Genomic DNA, 18,831 nt, shown 5'->3' with positions numbered 1-18,831 from the left:
AAGAACGAGTGAGCCGAGATCACCGAGCGTGGATTTCGAGAGGAAGCTCGGGCGCTCGTCCGCGTGTAGGTCATTTTCCTCCGACTGGTAAACATTTTTCTTTATTTTCCAGATGGGTAGTATATAATAGAATAAAAAACCATAGTTATGGAGGAGTCGTAAATGGGGTGTCATAACTTAATAGAACCAAGTTCTATCATGAAAATCCAAATGAATACAGTTTCTGATATTTACCAAACCTACCACCATCTTTTAAGAATGCATCCAAAAGACAAAGCTACCCGGCTTACAAAAGAATTTTGCTTAAAAACAGATCCACTATCCTTAGAAGAACAACTGGCCCGTTTAGAATTTTTATATATGAACGATTATCATGATGAAGTAAAAGCATTGATTCACTCTCCTCACTTCACTTATGAAGCAGCTGCTCTTTACCATGTGCTTCTCTCTCGAAAGCAAAAACTACTAACCTATCAGGAGTTACGCTGGTTGGAATCCCTCAACTTTACCCACCCCTCAATTCAATGCTTACATTATTTTACGATCGTCTATGGATACTACGATTTAAAACAATATGCTGGTTTTGATAAGTATATGGATTTATGTATTCATGCTGTTCATAGAATTAATGAACCGCTGTTTCACTATTATATGAAGCTTCGTTTGGATGAGATTACGTTTCATCACTACTGGAAAATGAACCAGACTCTATTAGCAAGAAAATACGCGTATAAGTTTATTAATAAAGTTATCTCACCAAGCGAGCTCTGCAAGATGAATCACCATTTAGCATTAAGTCATGTGTTCGATAGCTTCGATACAGCGTACGAATATGCCCGAACTGCTCTATCAATCGCTAAGGAAAATAATTTAGTCTTCGCCGTCGCTTCTATTGAAAACCACACGATTCCATTTATTTGTGCGTTTCATCAGAATACTGAAGGCATCTTAAGTCCGGATCCTGTTGAAACGGCTCACATTGCCATCGCTGAGGGGAACCTTGATAAAGCAACAGAACGCCTGGCTGCACTTGATGAATTGACTCCATTTCAAGAAACCTATTTAGGGATCGCCACTTTAAATAAAGAACTACTACTACACGCTCATAAACGTTTTAAATGTGAACTCAATGACTTTTTCTTTGCCCGCCTTCCTCTGGAATATGAAAAAAGAATAAAAGATTATGTATGAGACTCGGAAAAAATTAAAACAGTGATGGGAAAAACGAACGTAGTTAAAATGAGAAAATTCCCGCGGGAACAGCACTAGCCTTAATTCTTCAGGAAAGCGTTCTTAGTTTCTGAGGAATCTAAGGCTCTGCCCGCGAAAGCGCGAGTTGACGAAAGCAATGGTATAAATTAAATAATTCGAACTGAAATTAATAAGATGATTTAGTTTTGAACCCGGGTTCTTTAATATTTTCTGCTTAATTTTGTATAAATTAAGATAATTATGTAAAATCCCTTTTGCTTTTCTACAATGATGTATATAATTAATGTTAAATCTAGGAAAGTCGAGGTCTCTAAATGAATAGTCACACTCTTATTGAACCCGTCCACCTCCTTCAATTTCAAATGAATCATTCCTCTAAAGTTTATGAGCGTTACCACTTCTTCTTAAAATCACACTCCAATGAAAGAGCAGCCGAGCTCACAAAAGAATATTGTATGAAAACCCCCTTTTACACAGTTGATGATCAATTGGCTTGTTTTGAATTTCTATATATGAATGATTACATCATTGAGTTAGAAACGATTCTGCATTCTAAGAACAATCATCCAGATCCTTCTTCTTTATATGAAATGTTAATAAAGAGGAGGGAAAAAGCTTTTTCTCTCCATGAGTTACAAGAATTCGAAGCTCTTATTTTCAAGCATCCTTCGCTTAAATGTCTGCATTTATTTATTATGATTTATATGTACTACGACCTAAAAAGGTATACGGCTTTAGATAAATACATAGATCTCTGCTGTGTTCATCTGCTTGCCGTGAAAGAACCTTTATTCTATTACTACATGAACCTTCGTTTTGATGAGCTGTCTTTTCACCATTACTGGAAAACGAACAACCTTATTCTAGCTAGAAAATATGCATTTAAATATATTAGTAAAGCCATTGCGCCTCAAAATTTAAGTGCTATGCACCTTAACCTATCACTTACCTATGTTTTTGAAGATTATGACTCTTCAATGTATCACGCTGACCAAGCATTGAAAATCGCTGACATCCATGGTCTTTCTTCTATAACCAAGATTTTAAAGAATAATACCATTCCATTTATAGCTGCCTTTCATTACCGTACGGATAACATGACAACCTCAGATTTAGTAGAAACAGCGCATATTGCCCTTGCTGAAAACGAATGGGACAAGGCTCGTTCTATATTAACGAGTCTGCCAACGTTAACCCCGTTTCAAGAAAGCTATTTAGGTTTAGCTACTCAAAATTCAAAGATACTTCGTCGTGCGCATGAAAGGTTTGTTGAAGAGAATGGTGATTTATTTTTCGCAATGCTGCCGAAACTTTACTTAAAGCGGCTTAACTAAATTTATTGAGGAGGGAAATGAATGAGAAAGTGGTTCATAAGTCTGTTACTCGTACTAGGGTTAGTGATTTCTATTTCGGCGGAAAGTTCAAATGTAGCTAAGAAGGATCCCGGAGATGGCGGAATTGGAATAATTATATCGATACAGTCCCATGATCCTGGGGATGGGGGTATAGGTTAATCAAAAAACAGCGGGCGTGCTCCCGCTGCTTTTCTTTTTAATATGGTTCTGCGTCATGTCCTTTTTCTTGCGCTTCATCTACAGCATCTGAGGCTCCTGTATTTCCAATTGGAGATCCACCATTTTGGGGAAGTTTTCCTTTTGAAGGAGTAATTTCATCAGCAAACTCCCCGCTCATTTCAGCATTTGCTTCTTCTATTGTTTTGCCTAATCCTTCAGCTACCCGCTTTCCGTAATCTTCATCACATTTAGTAAATAAGTGAATCATTTTATTCTGAATATGAGACTGGCACGGCTTCAATGAATTGACTAGATTTGTGATTAGTTCTTCTCGCTCCCAATCTTTATGGAGACGATATCTCTCTCCGGCCTGCTTGAAATTATTCTCTCGATCAATCGTTTCTTTGATCAGCTTTCCTTCTGCATGAGGTTGATGATGGTTTACTTCGTGTTCTGATTCTGTCAAACCATTCAAGGTGGAGGGTTCATAATTTACGTGTGGATTTACACCTTTAGGTCTGTCCACGTAATATGACATTTGTCCGCCTTCCTGGTTCGTCGCTGCATGCTTTTTAGGAGCATTTACAGGTAATTGTAAATAGTTGGAACCGACTCGATAACGCTGCGTATCGGAATAGGAGAATGTCCGTCCTTGAAGCATTTTATCATCAGAGAAGTCAAGGCCATCCACAAGGACTCCTGTTCCAAATGCTGCTTGTTCGATCTCGTTGTAGTGATGGTCTGGATTTTTGTTAAGTACCATCTTTCCTACTTTTAAGAAAGGAAACTGATCTTCCGGCCAAATTTTTGTATCGTCCAATGGATCAAAATCAAGCTCGGAGTGTTCATGATCCTCCATCATCTGCACACAGAGCTCCCATTCAGGATACTCTCCTTTATCTATGGCTTCGTATAAATCTTGAGTCGCATGATTAAAGTTTTCCGCTTGTACAGCACTTGCTTCTTCCTGCGTCAAATTTTTTATACCTTGAAGGGGCTCCCAGTGATATTTAATTAAGGTGGCTTTTCCTTCCTTGTTTACCCAGCGATACGTGTTCACTCCAGAACCTTGCATTTGACGATAGTTAGCTGGGATTCCCCATGGAGAGAACAAGAAGGTGATCATATGCATAGCTTCTGGCGTACCACTAATAAAATCAAAAATCCGTTCGCTACCTTGAATATTCGTAACCGGATCGGGTTTAAAAGCATGAATCAAATCAGGGAATTTCATAGCGTCTCGAATAAAAAATATCTTTAAGTTATTCCCTACTAAATCCCAGTTCCCATCTTCTGTATAAAATTTCACCGCAAACCCTCTTGGGTCACGAAGTGTTTCAGGAGAACCAGCCGGGTGGGTCACCGTTGAAAAACGTACAAGGACAGGGGTTTTCTTTCCAGCTCCTGAAAACACCTTCGCTCGTGTATACTTCTCAACTGGTTCATCACCGACTTTTCCGTATGTTTCGAAGTAGCCATGAGCCCCTGTTCCCCGAGCATGAACCACACGTTCAGGTACACGCTCTCTGTCAAAATGGGATATTTTTTCAATAAAATCATAATTCTCCAGGGTTGCCGGGCCTCTATTTCCTACCGTTCTTATATTTTGATTGTTACGAACGGGGTGACCCTGCCGAGTGGTTAATGTTTTTTCACTCTCGTCCTGTTTAGAAAAGCGTTGATCTTGTGGACCTCCTGTGCGTTGGTTCTCATTATCCACTTAAACTCCTCCTCTATAAAAGTGTCTTTCTTTACTGAATGTCAGCTGACTTTGTACTTTTACAGTTTTTCTAAAATGGAGGGTTTTTATTCCATAAATTACAATTAAACCAGTAAGGGCTAATAACTTATTATGTTCTTTCTAACATACGTTCCAGGGCTTTCTTTGCATCGACAGCTATCGCTCTGTCCACTTCTATTTGGTTGACCGGCTTTCCTTCCTCAATGGCTTCCAAAGACCATGTTAAATGGGGAAGATCAATTCGATTCATCGTTAAGCAAGGACACATATTGGGGTTAAGTGAAACTATTTGTTGATCAGGATGCTGATGAATAATTCGATTGACTAAGTTCATCTCTGTTCCTATCGCCCAGGAGCTTCCAGAAGGAGCCTGATCAATCGTCTTAATAATGTAATTTGTAGACCCTGCATGATCGGAGAGTGAAACTACATCTCTACTGCATTCAGGGTGTACAATGATCTTCATGTCTGGATAGTTTTCCCGTATGTGATGAATATTTGAAACAGTGAAATTTTCATGTACTGAACAATGCCCTTTCCACAATATAACTTTTACATCTTTTATATCCTTCTCATGTATTAGCACTTCTTTAATAGGGTCCCAGACGGCCATTTGTTCCAAAGGGATCCCTAAGTTATAGGCAGTGTTCCTGCCAAGATGCTGATCGGGTAAAAAAAGAATACGTTCTTTCTGATTAAAAGCCCACTTGATCATCTTCTCAGCATTCGAAGAAGTCACTGTTGCTCCCCCGTGCTTCCCTACAAAAGATTTAATTGCTGCTGTTGAATTCACGTAGGTCAAGGGAACTATGGAATCATCAAAAACATCCATTAGTCGGCTCCAAGCCTTCTCTGTTTGATTAAAAGTAGCCATGTCAGCCATTGAACAGCCTGCACGAAGATCTGGAAGATATACTTTTTGATCGTTTCTAGTTAAAATATCTGCTGTTTCTGCCATAAAATGGACCCCGCAGAAAATAATGAACTCCGCTTCATGGTGGGAAGCAGATAGTTGAGCTAATTGTAAAGAGTCCCCCCTGGCATCAGCAAATTGGATCACTTCATCTTTTTGATAATGATGCCCGGGTAGAAATAACGTTGGTCCCATCTTTTCTTTAATTTCACAAATCCGATATGTAAGTTCATCTGCATTCATTTGGGTGTATTTTTCAGGAATTACTGGAGTAGAAGCCTGCATTGTGTCAAAAATAGTCATTATAACATTCCCCTTTCTAATTGGTTAACGTTTAAACTAATGTCTAAAGAAGCAGCTGAGTGAGTTAAACAACCTAAAGATATGTAGTCGACCCTGCAATTGCTGTATTTCGAAAGGTTCTCCACCTTAATCGATCCTGAAGCTTCAGTTATTATTTGAGGAGGGATGAGTTGGAGAAAATGCTGAATCTCTTGTACGGTGCGATTATCGAACATCACGCAATCCACTCCTGCCTCAACGGCTTCCCTTACCTGATTTTCAGTCTCTGTTTCTACCTCAATTTTCACCATGTGCCCGAGTCTCTGACGCAAATGGTGTACGGCTTTAGTAATAGATCCAGCAAAAGCAATATGGTTGTCTTTAATCATCGCAGCATCATATAACCCATTTCTATGATTAAATCCTCCCCCCGTCCTTACTGCATACTTCTCAAACATTCGAAGGCCTGGTGTGGTCTTTCTTGTATCACATATTTTAGTGTGCTCACTATTTAGTTTTTTTACGGCCAAAGCTGTTAAGGTAGCGATTCCGCTCATTCGTTGAATAAGGTTTAATACCACCCGCTCTCCTTTTAATAAACTGGCCTGTCTGCCTTTAACACTTGCTACGACCTGCCCGGGAGAAACCTTTTCTCCGTCTTCCTTTAATAAATGCACTTGAGTAGAGGAATCGATTAGCTGAAACCCTGCTGAAATAACAGAACCTCCACAAAATATACCTGCCTGCTTCACCTGAAACTGTACTTCTGCTTCATGATCTTTAAATAAATAATCACTTGTTACGTCTAAATCTCCAATATCCTCAATAAAAAAATATTCTAATGCTTTCTTAACTTTTAGCTGGTTCATAATTTCCCCTCATTTCTTTTATACACTGAACCGTATGTTCTCTTACCCAATTCTCAGATTCAAAGGGATAGTCACTTCGATAGTGCCCCCCTCGACTCTCCGTACGTTCTAAAGCAGCTCTGGTTATTAATAAACTCGTTTGCAGCATTGCTATAGTTGTCCATTGCTTTTTGCTAAGCTTTGCAAAGTCCACACGAAGCCATTGATCAAGTTTGAAGGATTCGATCCAGCTTAAGTGTCTTTGCAGCGACTTTTCATGTCGGATGATTCCTGCATTCTCCATCATTTGACCTTGAATCTCTTTGATTTCCGGTAAACGATGGCTCGGAAGATTAACAGGGGGCTTATGCTTTGGAACGAGTTTTATGTTAAATTCTCTCTTTTGGTTTTTAATATAGTGAGCGAGTCTTTTGCCGTAAATCAATCCTTCCAACAAGGAATTACTTGCCAGACGATTAGCACCATGTATTCCAGTGCAAGCTGCTTCACCAATCACATAAAGACCGGGGACGCTTGTACTTCCTCGTTGATCGGTTTCTATGCCGCCCATAAGAAAATGAGCTCCAGGGGCGACGGGGACTTTATTTGTAAAGTGATATTTTCTACATAGCTTTGCCACTGTAGGAAAACGTTGCTCGAAATTAGGTACAGGGGTTAAATCTAAATAAACAGGATGATTATTTTTCAAAGAATGAAAAATTGTTTGAGCAACGATATGCCGAGGAGCCAGATCACCCATTGGATGGACACCATCCATAAGGTAGTTCCCTGTATCATCTACTAGACGTGCCCCTTCCCCTCGAACCGCTTCTGTTATTAGTCCTCTGGTTTTTCCATTCGTATAGAGTAAAGTCGGGTGAAATTGAATGAATTCCATATCTTTCACCTTTGCCCCGGCCCAATAAGCTAATGCGATGCCCTCACCAGTAGATTGTATTGAGTTGGAGGTAAATGTATAAAGCTCTCCACAACCCCCTGTAGCTAATACAACATGTGGTGCCGTTAAAGTATGTACCTCTTCATTCTCGTCGAACGTTTTTACACCATAACAGCGGCCCTCTTCATTAACAAGCAAGTCATATACTAATTCATTTTCATTTACCCGAACATTTGAACTGATCTTATTTAGTAAACAATCTACAATTGAAGCGCCTGTTTGGTCTCCTCCTCCATGGACGATCCTGGCCTGGCTATGTGCTCCTTCTTTCCCGAGCTGCAGTTCATTGATGTCATTTGTATCCAATTTACAATGAAAGCGTCTTAATTCTTCAATGATTCTTGGTGCTTCTTCAGCAAGTTGATAAACAGAAGCATGGTCATTTATTTGCCTTCCTGCTTCGAGTGTGTCTGCGTAATGGAGATATGGATGATCATTAGGAGCGACGGCTGCAGCAACTCCACCTTGTGCCAAATAGGAATTATTATTGTTGATATAAGACTTTGTGATAATCCTCACATTCAACTGCGTGGGTAGATGAACAGCAAGCTGCAGTGCCCCTACCCCGCTTCCAACGATTATGACATCATTTTTTCTCATAGTATTCACCTTAACCTTACAAGTGTATTGACACTTATATTTACATATATTTTAATAGATTACAAGACTTTTTAAAAAGGAGAATAAATATGAAATATTTCGATTTTGCTTCAACTTGTCCTATGAGTAAAGAATCTTTACAAACTTATATAACCGCATCTCAAGACTATTATGGGAATACAGAGAGTCTTCACGACGCCGGTTCTAAAGCTGAAACCTTAGTTGAGCATTGTCGAACCACACTTGCGGACCTTCTTAAAATTGAGAAGGAAGGAATCAGTTTTACGAGTGGAGGAACCGAAAGTAATATACTGGCCATTCATGCTCTCGCTGAAATCAATCGGGGCAAACATATCATCATTTCAGCTGGAGAACATTCTTCGATCAAAAATGTAACTACAAAATTGATGAGTTTTGGTTTTGAAGTTAGTGAAGTATCTCTAAAGAATAAAGGGATCATCGACCTGCAGCATTTGCAGGAGCTCATACGAGAAGATACCTCTCTGATTTCTATACAGCATGTCAACTCAGAAACGGGGATTATTCAGCCAATCGAGAAAGTCCATGAGATTTGCAAAAATAATCATATATTGCTGCACAGTGATTGTGTCCAATCTTTTGGAAAGATTGACTTAGCGTCAATTCTTTTAGTAGACAGCTTTTCAATTTCAAGTCATAAAATCTACGGCCCCAAGGGCGTAGGCGTCTTGTACATTCGCCCCTCACTCTCTTTTCGACCCTTTTTACCTAACGTTACTCATGAGAGCGGTGTTCGCCCAGGTACGTTAAATACGCCTGGAATTGCTGCATTTACAACCGCAGCCAAAGAAATGATTATGAACCTTCCCTCTCTTCAAAATCACACCCGAGAATTAAAAAAAGAACTCCTTAAACATTTGGAGGAAGTAAAACATAAGATCGAGATTATCGGTTCACAATTAGAATCGCCCATCCCTATTATTGGACTTTGCATTAAAGATATCAGCGGTCAGCACATGATGTTAGAAGCCAATCGAAAAGGTTTTTGCTTCTCTACGGGAAGTGCCTGTCAAATGAGTAACAACGCTCCTTCTCAAACCTTATTGGCTATGGGACTCTCGGAACAAAAAGCCCAAACTTTTATTCGTATTTCTTTCGGGAGAGATCACACGTTAAATAATGTAAGAAGATTGGCGAGTGTCATAGTAGAGGTGATACAAGACGAAAAATAGTCATCCTTAAAAAGACCCAATCAAAATGAACTATGGACATATGTCTGAAAATTTAATATTATGAAAACGATTACATTAAACGGAAGGAAGGGATATTACTTTGAAGAAATATTTTTTTACAATTGGGTGCCTGCTTTTTTTATTGGTTTTTGTGCAACCGATTGCATCACTCGTAGCAAATGCAAATAAGAACTATGATTCTGTGGTGCTTCGTGGAAGCGCCGATTCTCTGGATTGGGATTCGAACAACAACCCGCTTACATACAACAAAGAGGAAGAACAATGGATAAGTGAGCCGATTTCGCTTGAGGGTGGAAAAGCGATTGAATTTAAATACGTATTTGACGGAACATGGATGGAAGGCAGCAATCTAACATTTACACCGCCTCAGGATGGTGATTATATTTTCATTTTTGACCCAAGTGATGAGCGTAAGGTAAATGTTCAGTTGGCTGACACGTCTTCTGGCAGCTTAACGTTACAGCTTAAAGTGCCTGAAGGAACACCTGATTGGGTGACTCCTACTCTCGCATCTAATAAAAATAACTTCAATTATTCCGTCAGTCCGCTTGAGAAGGTAAATGAGGGTACATTTGAAATTGAGGTAAAAGGTGAAGCTGGAGAGACATTGGAATATGTGTACAGTTTAGGCGGCAAATCTTACAAAGAAGAAATTGACACGAACCGTGAAGCCATTTTTACTGAAGATAATAAAGTATATGAGGATGAAGTAACAGCCTGGAAGACCGTTCCCGTCGCTAACGAAGTCACTCATGATTTTAACCATGATCCTTATACACCTGATCAAACCGATGATACGATCGTTCAGGTAAGTGTAGAGCATTATGGACCAATCGATGAAGGGGCTGTCTATTATAGGACAGATGGTTCTACTCCAAGTGGTAAACGTGGAAAAGTGAAAAATGGCCAAGTTTCTTCTTTAGAAAGGATAGAAACTGAAAAGAATGAGGATGGTTTACAAACCTCCCTTTTTAAAGGAACGATTCCAAAGCAAAAAAATGAAACGAGAGTAAAATACAAAATTGATGTTTGGAACTCCGAAAGTATGGGGTCCCAATTTGCAGATAATAATGAATTAAATGCTGAGGATGCTACTGAGTTTGCTTACTATGTAGAAGATTACCAGTCGCCTGATTGGGCAAAAGAATCCATTATATATCAAGTATTTGTAGATCGTTTTCATGACGGTGAAGAAAGCAACAATACTTCTGTAGATCCTACTCTGCCTGAAGACGAAAGATTAAAAGGATGGATGGGGGGAGACCTACAGGGTGTCATCGAGAAGCTTGATTATATTGAGAGTCTAGGTGTAAATACCATCTGGGTATCTCCTATTTACGAGGGTCCATATTCCCACGGCTATCACCCTACTGATTTTTTAAAGATTGACAACCGTTTTGGAAGTAATGAATTGATGAAAGAGTTAGTCGATTTAGCTCACGAAAAAGATATGAAAGTAATTTACGACCTTGTCCCAAACCATGTCTCTAATCAGCACGACTTCTTCCAAGATGCAGTAAAAAATGGAGAAAATAGTGCATACTTTGATTGGTTTACGTTTACGAACTGGCCGGATGAATATGAGACGTTTTATGATGTGCAGGAATTGCCGGAATTAAATAATGACAACCTGGAAACAAGGGACTATATGCTGAATACAGTTGTACCCTTCTGGATGGACGAAATTGGTGTCGACGGCTTCCGTTTAGATTATGCAAAAGGTCCAAGTTACAGCTTCTGGGTGGATTTCCGCCATGCGGTTAAACAAAATAATCCTGAAGCCTTTATTTTTGGAGAAGTATGGGATGATCTTGATAAAATTACTTCTTACACTGGTAAACTTGACGGCGCGATTGACTTTGAAACACAGTCCGCCATTACTGACGCACTGATCCACGGTGAGAGCATGAGCGGATTTGGTTCTTCCTTAGAAACTATATTTGATTCGTATGATGAAGAGTTTGTGCCAGCCACTTTCTTAGATAGTCATGATGTGCCCCGCTTTATATATGAAGCTGATGGAAACGTGCAAACGATGAAGAACGCAGCAGCTATCCAATTCACATTACCAGGAGCACCGATTGTTTATTACGGAGATGAAGTAGGTCTTTCTCAAAGCGGAGACCACAACCTCGTTAATGAATGGAAAGACCGTTACTATCGTGAAATGATGCCATGGGATGAAGAAGAACAAAATTTGAATTTGAAAGCCCATTACCAAGAGTTAATTGAAATAAGAAAAGATCAGAAAGCTCTAACTCAAGGCAAGTTTAATGTCATTCATTCTGATGAGGATGTGCTTATTTATGAAAGAACCATGCCACAAAATAAAGTAGTAATAGTTGTTAACCAGGGGAATGAGGACATCACTATTGATTTATTTGAAAGTTACAATCAAAGGACGCCCAACAATGTAAAGCTCCTTCCTTTACTGGAAAATGGAACTGAACTAAGAAGCAAAAAAGGTAAACTTCCAATTGAAACTTCTGCTCACTCTGTAGAAATGTACGAAGTAAAAGGAAAACTTAAATCCAATTAATTAAAGCGGAGCCCTCATAACAAATCCTGTGATGAGGGTTTCTCTTTTACTAGTATTCCTTAAGCCTATTGATAGGTTTGGATGTGTTTTTCACAGGGAAGTGTTGTAGTGAAATAAAATTAAAATGTAGGAGTGAATAAAATATGCCATTTATTCGAGAGTATACAAACGATGAAAACGTAATGGAAGATGTAAAAAAACTACAGCACAATGGTATCAGCAGTAAAGATGTCTATATCCTCACTCACGACGATGATCGTACGGATCGAATCGCCAGTAATGTAAATGCCAATACAATTGGTTTATCAGAGCAAGACGTTAAGACATTCTTAAACAACATTTTTAGTAAAAAAGGCGATGAGCTTAGAGCTAAACTGCAAGAGATTGGGTTATCTGAAGAAGACGCTCATGAATATGAAGAAGATCTGGATGAAGGTAAAGTCCTGCTGATTGTTACAAGTGACAAAAACGTAGAGAGTCTATTTGCATAAAAAATCTGCCCCTGTCAGGGGCAGATTTTTTTATGTCTTACATCAATTGGTTGCTTTTGCATGGATATTATCGGCAAACTCGTTTTTACACTTTAATCAAATAATTAATGAAATAATCCAGATTCTTTCGATTTTTTCATTAATGCCTGGGTTCTCTTGTGCAATGGCTTCTTCAGTAAAGTACCAGCCAGCAACCCGCCCAAACCAAATAAAGATAAAAAGATGACATCTCGATAGACTCGTTCCCATACAATCCCACCTACTGCTTCCCTTAATAAATCAACAGCATAAGAAAATGGTAAAAAGGGATGGATGTTCTGGAAAAATTCAGGTAGTAAGGCAACAGGATAGGTACCGCCCGAACCTGCGATTTGTAAAACAAGTAAAACGATGGCCATCGCTTTCCCGACGTCCCCAAATACCGAGACTAACGTATATACGATTAGCAGGAATACAAGACTGATAAACATACCAAATATGACAAACCAGATGGGGGCTGCGATATCAACACCTAATATAAGAATATCTCCTAAACTGACAACAAGTGCTTGGGTCGCTCCAATACTTGTAAATGTGAAAAGTTTTCCAAAGTAAATTTGTTTTTCCGTATATCTTTCAGCATTTACAGCGCTAGTGGCTAATAAAGAAATTAATAATAGTCCTCCAACCCATATAGCAAGTACAGTATAAAAAGCTGTCATCCCTGTCCCATAATTGGCGATAGGAAAAAGGCTGTTTTTATTTAGTTCAACAGGTTCTGCATAAAAACCTCGTTCTGATTCCGGATCATTCTGAAGCAGTTCAATCAGTTCATTTATATCTGTCTCTCCTTGAATCTCTCGAATCCGATCTGCTAATTCGTTAATTTTCTGGTTCACATAAGGATACTCACCTAATAAATATTCAAGCGTTTTTTCCCCTTCACCTAAATTCTCTTCCGTGCTTCCTAATAGACGTTCCACTTCTGGTATCGTCGTCTGAATTTCTTCTAAAATTGCGCCTGCATCGCCAAGTGTCGTTTTAGCCTGAGCAACTTCTTCCCTTACTCTCGGTTCAATATTTTCATTATACTCAGCGATAAAAGCATCAATTTCACTTGCTGTCGAGTCTGCTCTTTCTTGCAGCCCATTTATTAATTCATCCACTTCATGCTGATTCTCCGTAAGAAAATTCTTAACTTCGCCGCTATTTTCTTCGACAGCCTGCAAATTCTCTTTTAGGGCCGTCAGCTGTTCTAAGGCTTGATTGATTTCTTGTTGATTTTGAGGCTCTTCCTCTGAATCTTCTTGCCGGTCACTGCTCTGTTCTTGAATATTGATTAATGCTGCTTCAACACTTTCAATATTTTCAATGGATGTTGCTACTTGTTCATCAATCCGTGCACTAAACTGCTTTCCCTCTTCTAAATTAAGATCAGAAGACTGGACTCGATTCATAAAATTATTGATTTCATTCGCTGATGTCTGCACTTTTTCTAAATCTTCCTGTACTCGAGGAGCGATTTCATCGAGACGGTTTTCCGCTTTGTTTAAGTAAGCTGTTGTTTCATCAATTGTCTGTAGTCCCTCTCCTGTCACCCGCTCCGCTTCAGGCAGTAAAGCCTGCGCATCATCAATAATTGATTGTGCGTCATTTGCATCAGATAATGATTTTTCGATTAATTCGTGAGCTTCAGGCAGACTTGCTTCCATTTCGAAAATATAATTCTCAAATCGTTTAATGTCTGGTAAATCACTTTCGAGCTCTACTCCGATTTCATTAAACATTTCAAAGATGACGCCATTGACGGAAGAGATAAATTCACTCGTAATTTGATCTACTATAGTACCAGCACCACTCTCCGTTATTTTTGGAGCGATCGCATTCGTCTTTTCATTAACGTAGTACTCAATATCCGCTTTCTCAGGTTGATCGTTTACAACGGTACCCAGCTTACTAGAAAAATTTTCCGGAATGATTATCGCTGCAAAATAGTCGCCATACTCCACCTGCTCCATGGCTTCTTCACGATCTACAAACTTCCAAGCCATTTTTTCATTGTCTTGAAGTTGTTTGACAAGTTCGGCTCCTACATCAAGCTCTTCTCCTCGTACATCTGCTCCTGCATCCTCGTTTACCACAGCCACGGGAAGCTGATCCGTATTACCGTAGGGATCCCAGGCTGCTTCAATGTTAAACCAGGCATAGAGCGATGGTAAAAGGGTGAGACCTCCGATTAAAATGGCCGCTACCCAGTTCGTTCCTATATTCTTCATATCATTTGAAAAGATTTTCCATATATTTCTCATTATCATCTTCCTGTCCAAAAAAGTGTTATGAATGATTGTTCATTCTGTCACAAGAATCAATTATACCACTTTCAAACAGGAAAATTCTTATTGTTATTTTACAATTTAGTGAAGTAAAAAACTGTTGTAGTAGTCAGCTCTTTCATCGTAGTAGTTATGGATTTATTTTGAGAAGAAATTCTCTCATGGAAGCTCTTCTCTCTATTTATTATAATCCCATAAAATCGTCCATTCTTCTTCTTCCTTGGCTGCGAACACGTTTTGATATAGGTCAAAATGGCCGTACTTCCCTTTATAAGTCTGAATCACTGTCATCATGTACACTTCATTAAGAGCTTCAAGGTCCTCTTCCATCTTCCAATCTTTTATTTTTTCTACCCCTTCAACTTCATAGGAAAAGGTGGTAACCCCAAAATGGTTCATAAACACATGAGCCCGGTCTTGGATATAATGTCCTTTTGTAAACTTGTCTTTCATATAAGGGTGAAGGAGCTGCCATGAAGAAGAGAAATCTCCTTCTTGCTCATATGTATAAAAGTCATGTACCACACGTTTTGCTTGTTGCTCTGAAGAATTAAAAAGGAAGAATAATAGTACTATGATAAGAGCAATGAAGCCAACTGCGAGAATCGGCAGGATTCTAATCCTGTTCTTTTTCATACATACTGTCTCCTTAAACCCGACGTTTTACCACATTGTATGCTTGATCAGCTCAGGATATCATTCAGGAACAAAGGGGCATGAGCCCTGGCGAGATACAAGACGAAAAAGCTAAACGGCCGGAGGGAGGCTGCCTTTCTTCCGCAGATCGATTTGCTTATGGTCCAGGCGCTGGAGATGAATGTCACTTTTTTAAAAAGACAAGAATTTAATTTAATTTATTATTATTCAGACCACAAAATAATTTAATAAAATGGTCCGTGGGGGATTTATGCCGGCTTAACTTCATAGTTACCTGAACGGTCCAACACCGAATCCCTCACTTTTATGTATTACTTTCATTGCACAAGAAAAAAAAGAGTGACTTTCTTTTATAAATCAAAGAAAGTCACTCTTTATCGTTTCACCTCCGTTGATTCCACGATGAGCTTTCAGTGATAACGCCTGATCGATTAAAACCGGCCACGTCCTGTGGCCAACATCTACGCTAGCACGTCCGGAGCGTCGCGGGAACAGCGCGAGTTGAAGATCTACTTGGTCAAGTGATCTTCCTGGCCAACTTAGCTGTGGCCGTGCCCGCGGCAAGCATCCACCACTAAGTGATGTGTGAGAATAACAAAAACGTTAACAGCGGCCTCTTTTAACGAGAGCCTTTTTATCCAAAATATGAATCATTCTTTTTTTTCTCTTCTTTGTGGTGTTCCTGTACCATCCACATAATAAATTCCTTTTCTTCCCTCTTTAACTCTCTTCCCATTTTGTCAGTGAATTCTCTTTTTAAATCTTGATACATTTTCTCCTTATTCACAAAAATCCAACCCACCTTCATCCCCGAAAAACTAAACTTTTATAAGTGTATCAAAAATACAGGTTTAATGTGAGGGTAAAGGTGAAATTTACACTCACTATCTAAGTTTTTTTTATGAAAGAATGTTTAACCCTGCTTCAGCTAGGAAACTAAATACTATTCAATAATAATAAAAGTGGTGATTATATGCTTCAAATCGACAAATACTTTCCAAATACGTACGAAGAATCCAGAAATGAATTTCGTCAGCTTCTTCATAAAATTCAAAAGAAGTGGCCGGATGCTAGTCTCTCAACTAAGTCTATAGGTGAAGAAAAGGATAATACCATTGACACTATTTACTCGGAGGCGCTTAATGCAAATAAACAAGTGGTCTTCCTTACGTCTGGCGAGCATGGAATTGAAGGTTATGCCGGTGCTGCTGTCATTCGAATGTTTGTTGAAAAATATATTGATCAGATAGACTCTTCCACAACCGGCATCTGTTTAATTCACGCTCTTAACCCTTGGGGAATGAAACACTACCGCCGAGTAACTGAGAACAATGTAGACTTAAATCGTAATTATTTTTATCATCCAGATTCCATTCCTTTAGATATAAATGAGAATTACGCAGAAGAGAGTAACTTATTTTTACCAAATGGTAAGATAAGAGATATAAAAAAAGAAAAGACTGATCTCTATCACCAATTAAGCAGAGGGATGACTGATCAGGGTTATGAGGGTGTCAAAAAAGCAAAAGGTATGGGTCAATACGAATTTAAACGCGGTGTTTACTATGGAGGCACCAGTGAAGAGGAGTCTACTCTCTATTTAAAAGATGAGCAGCGCAAATTGCTTTCAACGTTTCCAAAAGTCATTCACATGGATTGGCATACTGCACTTGGTCCTACTAATGAAGTTACAATTGTAGTCTCAGAGCACGATCCACGCAATGAGGATGAAATCAAAGAAGATTATCAGATGCAGAACGTTCAAAAGTTTACCCCTCAAAAGGTAAAAGGCGATTCTACCAATCACTTTTACAAGCTGAAGAATGAGGAATTCCCAGAAACTCATTTATTTTCTGCTCTGTTTGAGTTTGGTACGTTTGGAGCTGACCGCGAAGCAGAACTGCGTGAGTTTACGACAATTTTATTAGAAAATCAATTGTACTGGGAAGGTGCAGAGCGAGAGCAAGATCGAAAATGGCTATTAGAAGAATTAAGAAACATGTTCTATCCCCCCGGAGCGGAATGGAGAGAAGCCGTTATTAAAGAAGCGCAGCTTGTGATTGAATCTGTATTGAGCAAAGAGAAAATTCTTAAGTAGGAAAAGAGGCGGAGTTTCGCCTCTTTTTTTGATGAAAGTATTTTTGCTGAACTAATCCAATTGAGCTTAACTTCTATAATCACTTATCATGTCCAATTTTGATTTATTTTTAACATAAATGATCCGAACTGATTACTACAAAATCGTTCGGATTATTTTATGTTTTATTCAGTGGTGCTCATTTTTTTATGTCCTACCCCCACGTTCTTAAATTTCACCTATCCTCGTACTATAGTCCTTAAAACCTTTAGCCTCTCCTTCAAATCACCTACTTCCACATGGTTACTTGTTATTATTTTCCTCAAATTAAAAGGAATTCCAATATTCATTATTGAAGTGGTCTAGACAATAAAATTTGAAGGAGGATGTTGATTGATGAAGAAAAAAGTCTTATCGGTAGCTTTAGCAGGTAGTTTACTTGTTTCTGGAGCAGCAACAGGAACAGTATTAGCAGGTGATAATGGTGCCAACGGACCAAACTATGAGGGTAATGAAACGATTAAAAATGAGCGCCTTCACAATTATGAAGAGATGATCAAAGTATTGGAAAAGGCTGACAATCAATCTGAAGCTATGGAACTTGAAACTTACGGAGAGTCTGTAAAAGGACGTGACTTATACTTAGCCAAATTTGGTTCTAATGACGATAACCCTACTGTATTGTTCCTTACACAGCAGCATGGAAACGAGACGTTAACGACTGAAGGAGCTCTTAAACTTATTCAGAATTTAACTTCTAAAGGTAAGAAAACTCAGGAAATTTTAGATAATGTAAATGTTCTTATTGCTCCTCGCTTAAATGTAGATGGAGCAGAAGGTGATGTAAACTTCTCTTTGGATGATTACGTATCAGGAACACATACGCGCTACAATGCAAACGAAGTGGACTTAAACCGTGATCACGTGGATCGTGAACAGCCAGAAACGAAGGCTTTTCATGAAAATGTTTTGCAAAAGTACAGCCCCGATTACATGATTGACCTTCACCACCAGGGTACACAAACAACACTCGGGGATTCTGATGAGCTTGTGTCTGGTTCTATATTATATCCAACCACTGAAAATGTAGATGATAAAGTACTCGAACGTTCGAAGCAGCTTGGTTCAGTTGTTTATAATGCTGTAAGTGATAAAGGGTATGGCTTACTTTCTAAGTATCCTGGTGGCTCAGCAGAAACGATCAGCCGTAACGGTCTTGCAGTAGAATATGATGTCGCCACTTTATTGTTTGAAATGCGTGGAATGGCCGATCACGAATACGATGATTATGTCCTGGGACAAAAGAGTAACGGGAAGCTGATCCAGCAAGCTGTTACTGCAATGGAAGCAACACTTGAAGCTTTAGCTGATGGTTCTATTAACAATGCAGACACGTCCTTCTGGGAGGACCTTCCTGAAAGCGGTTATGGAGAGTAAAACAATTTTAAGGAGTGG

Annotated in this window: 15 protein-coding genes; 8 read left to right on the top strand and 7 right to left on the bottom strand. The window is 39.1% G+C overall.

Going from position 1 to position 18,831, the window contains the following annotated elements:
- Positions 1-162: 162 nt before the first annotated feature.
- The 3 genes from ACGTNH_RS05965 (at position 163) to ACGTNH_RS05955 (ending at position 2,726) form a co-directional block, all read left to right on the top strand.
- Positions 163-1,191 (top strand): AimR family lysis-lysogeny pheromone receptor, encoded by a 1,029-nt coding sequence (locus ACGTNH_RS05965; protein WP_394585726.1) that lies wholly within the window; start codon positions 163-165, stop codon positions 1,189-1,191.
- 335 nt (positions 1,192-1,526) lie between these two features.
- Positions 1,527-2,546: an AimR family lysis-lysogeny pheromone receptor gene (locus ACGTNH_RS05960; RefSeq protein ID WP_394585724.1), complete on the top strand. Its 1,020-nt coding sequence runs from the start codon at positions 1,527-1,529 to the stop codon at positions 2,544-2,546.
- A 21-nt stretch (positions 2,547-2,567) separates the two neighbouring features.
- On the top strand, positions 2,568-2,726 hold the full coding sequence (locus tag ACGTNH_RS05955; RefSeq protein ID WP_394585722.1) for a hypothetical protein: 159 nt from the start codon (positions 2,568-2,570) through the stop codon (positions 2,724-2,726).
- Between the two features lie 37 nt (positions 2,727-2,763).
- Here ACGTNH_RS05955 and ACGTNH_RS05950 read toward each other — a convergent pair whose 3' ends face one another.
- The 4 genes from ACGTNH_RS05950 to nadB form a co-directional block, all read right to left on the bottom strand.
- Entirely contained in the window at positions 2,764-4,446 is a 1,683-nt protein-coding gene (locus ACGTNH_RS05950; protein ID WP_394585720.1) for a catalase, read from the bottom strand.
- 130 nt (positions 4,447-4,576) lie between these two features.
- Complete coding sequence (nadA, locus tag ACGTNH_RS05945; protein WP_394585719.1) at positions 4,577-5,683, bottom strand: quinolinate synthase NadA; 1,107 nt, start codon at positions 5,681-5,683, stop codon at positions 4,577-4,579.
- Positions 5,683-6,531 carry a carboxylating nicotinate-nucleotide diphosphorylase gene (gene nadC, locus ACGTNH_RS05940; protein WP_394585718.1) on the bottom strand — a complete coding sequence of 283 codons (849 nt, stop codon included), beginning with the start codon at positions 6,529-6,531 and terminating at the stop codon, positions 5,683-5,685. Before nadC ends, nadA begins: the two co-directional genes overlap by 1 nt.
- Positions 6,512-8,068 (bottom strand): L-aspartate oxidase, encoded by a 1,557-nt coding sequence (gene nadB / locus ACGTNH_RS05935; protein ID WP_394585717.1) that lies wholly within the window; start codon positions 8,066-8,068, stop codon positions 6,512-6,514. The genes nadC and nadB overlap by 20 nt, the downstream gene beginning before the upstream one ends.
- Before the next feature lie 89 nt (positions 8,069-8,157).
- Here nadB and ACGTNH_RS05930 point away from each other — a divergent pair, with 89 nt between their 5' ends.
- The 3 genes from ACGTNH_RS05930 to ACGTNH_RS05920 all read left to right on the top strand — a co-directional run bounded on the left by ACGTNH_RS05930 (position 8,158) and on the right by ACGTNH_RS05920 (position 12,330).
- Positions 8,158-9,279 carry an IscS subfamily cysteine desulfurase gene (locus ACGTNH_RS05930; protein ID WP_394585715.1) on the top strand — a complete coding sequence of 374 codons (1,122 nt, stop codon included), beginning with the start codon at positions 8,158-8,160 and terminating at the stop codon, positions 9,277-9,279.
- A gap of 100 nt (positions 9,280-9,379) precedes the next feature.
- Positions 9,380-11,839 carry an alpha-amylase family glycosyl hydrolase gene (locus ACGTNH_RS05925; protein ID WP_394585714.1) on the top strand — a complete coding sequence of 820 codons (2,460 nt, stop codon included), beginning with the start codon at positions 9,380-9,382 and terminating at the stop codon, positions 11,837-11,839.
- 143 nt (positions 11,840-11,982) lie between these two features.
- Positions 11,983-12,330 (top strand): YflT domain-containing protein, encoded by a 348-nt coding sequence (locus ACGTNH_RS05920; protein WP_394585713.1) that lies wholly within the window; start codon positions 11,983-11,985, stop codon positions 12,328-12,330.
- Positions 12,331-12,434: 104 nt separating this feature from the next.
- On the opposite strand, the gene ACGTNH_RS05915 is transcribed toward ACGTNH_RS05920, so the two are convergent.
- From ACGTNH_RS05915 to ACGTNH_RS05905, 3 genes are all read right to left on the bottom strand, one after another.
- Positions 12,435-14,618, bottom strand: coding sequence for a YhgE/Pip family protein (locus tag ACGTNH_RS05915; RefSeq protein WP_394585712.1), 2,184 nt, complete (start codon positions 14,616-14,618; stop codon positions 12,435-12,437).
- A 201-nt stretch (positions 14,619-14,819) separates the two neighbouring features.
- A complete protein-coding gene (locus ACGTNH_RS05910) occupies positions 14,820-15,278 on the bottom strand; it encodes a hypothetical protein (RefSeq protein WP_394585711.1) in 459 nt (152 codons plus the stop codon).
- 655 nt (positions 15,279-15,933) lie between these two features.
- Complete coding sequence (locus tag ACGTNH_RS05905) at positions 15,934-16,086, bottom strand: hypothetical protein (protein ID WP_394585710.1); 153 nt, start codon at positions 16,084-16,086, stop codon at positions 15,934-15,936.
- Positions 16,087-16,272: 186 nt separating this feature from the next.
- Here ACGTNH_RS05905 and ACGTNH_RS05900 point away from each other — a divergent pair, with 186 nt between their 5' ends.
- Together ACGTNH_RS05900 and ACGTNH_RS05895 are read left to right on the top strand one after the other, a co-directional pair.
- On the top strand, positions 16,273-17,397 hold the full coding sequence (locus tag ACGTNH_RS05900; RefSeq protein ID WP_394585709.1) for a M14 family metallopeptidase: 1,125 nt from the start codon (positions 16,273-16,275) through the stop codon (positions 17,395-17,397).
- A gap of 375 nt (positions 17,398-17,772) precedes the next feature.
- On the top strand, positions 17,773-18,813 hold the full coding sequence (locus ACGTNH_RS05895) for a M14 family zinc carboxypeptidase (protein ID WP_394585708.1): 1,041 nt from the start codon (positions 17,773-17,775) through the stop codon (positions 18,811-18,813).
- Positions 18,814-18,831 lie beyond the last annotated feature (18 nt).

It is taken from the genome of Halobacillus sp. B23F22_1, from assembly GCF_043497005.1.
Classification (GTDB): domain Bacteria; phylum Bacillota; class Bacilli; order Bacillales; family Halobacillaceae; genus Halobacillus_A.
The sequence above is the reverse complement of the archived record's forward strand: the minus strand, read 5'-3'. Positions and strand labels throughout refer to the sequence as shown.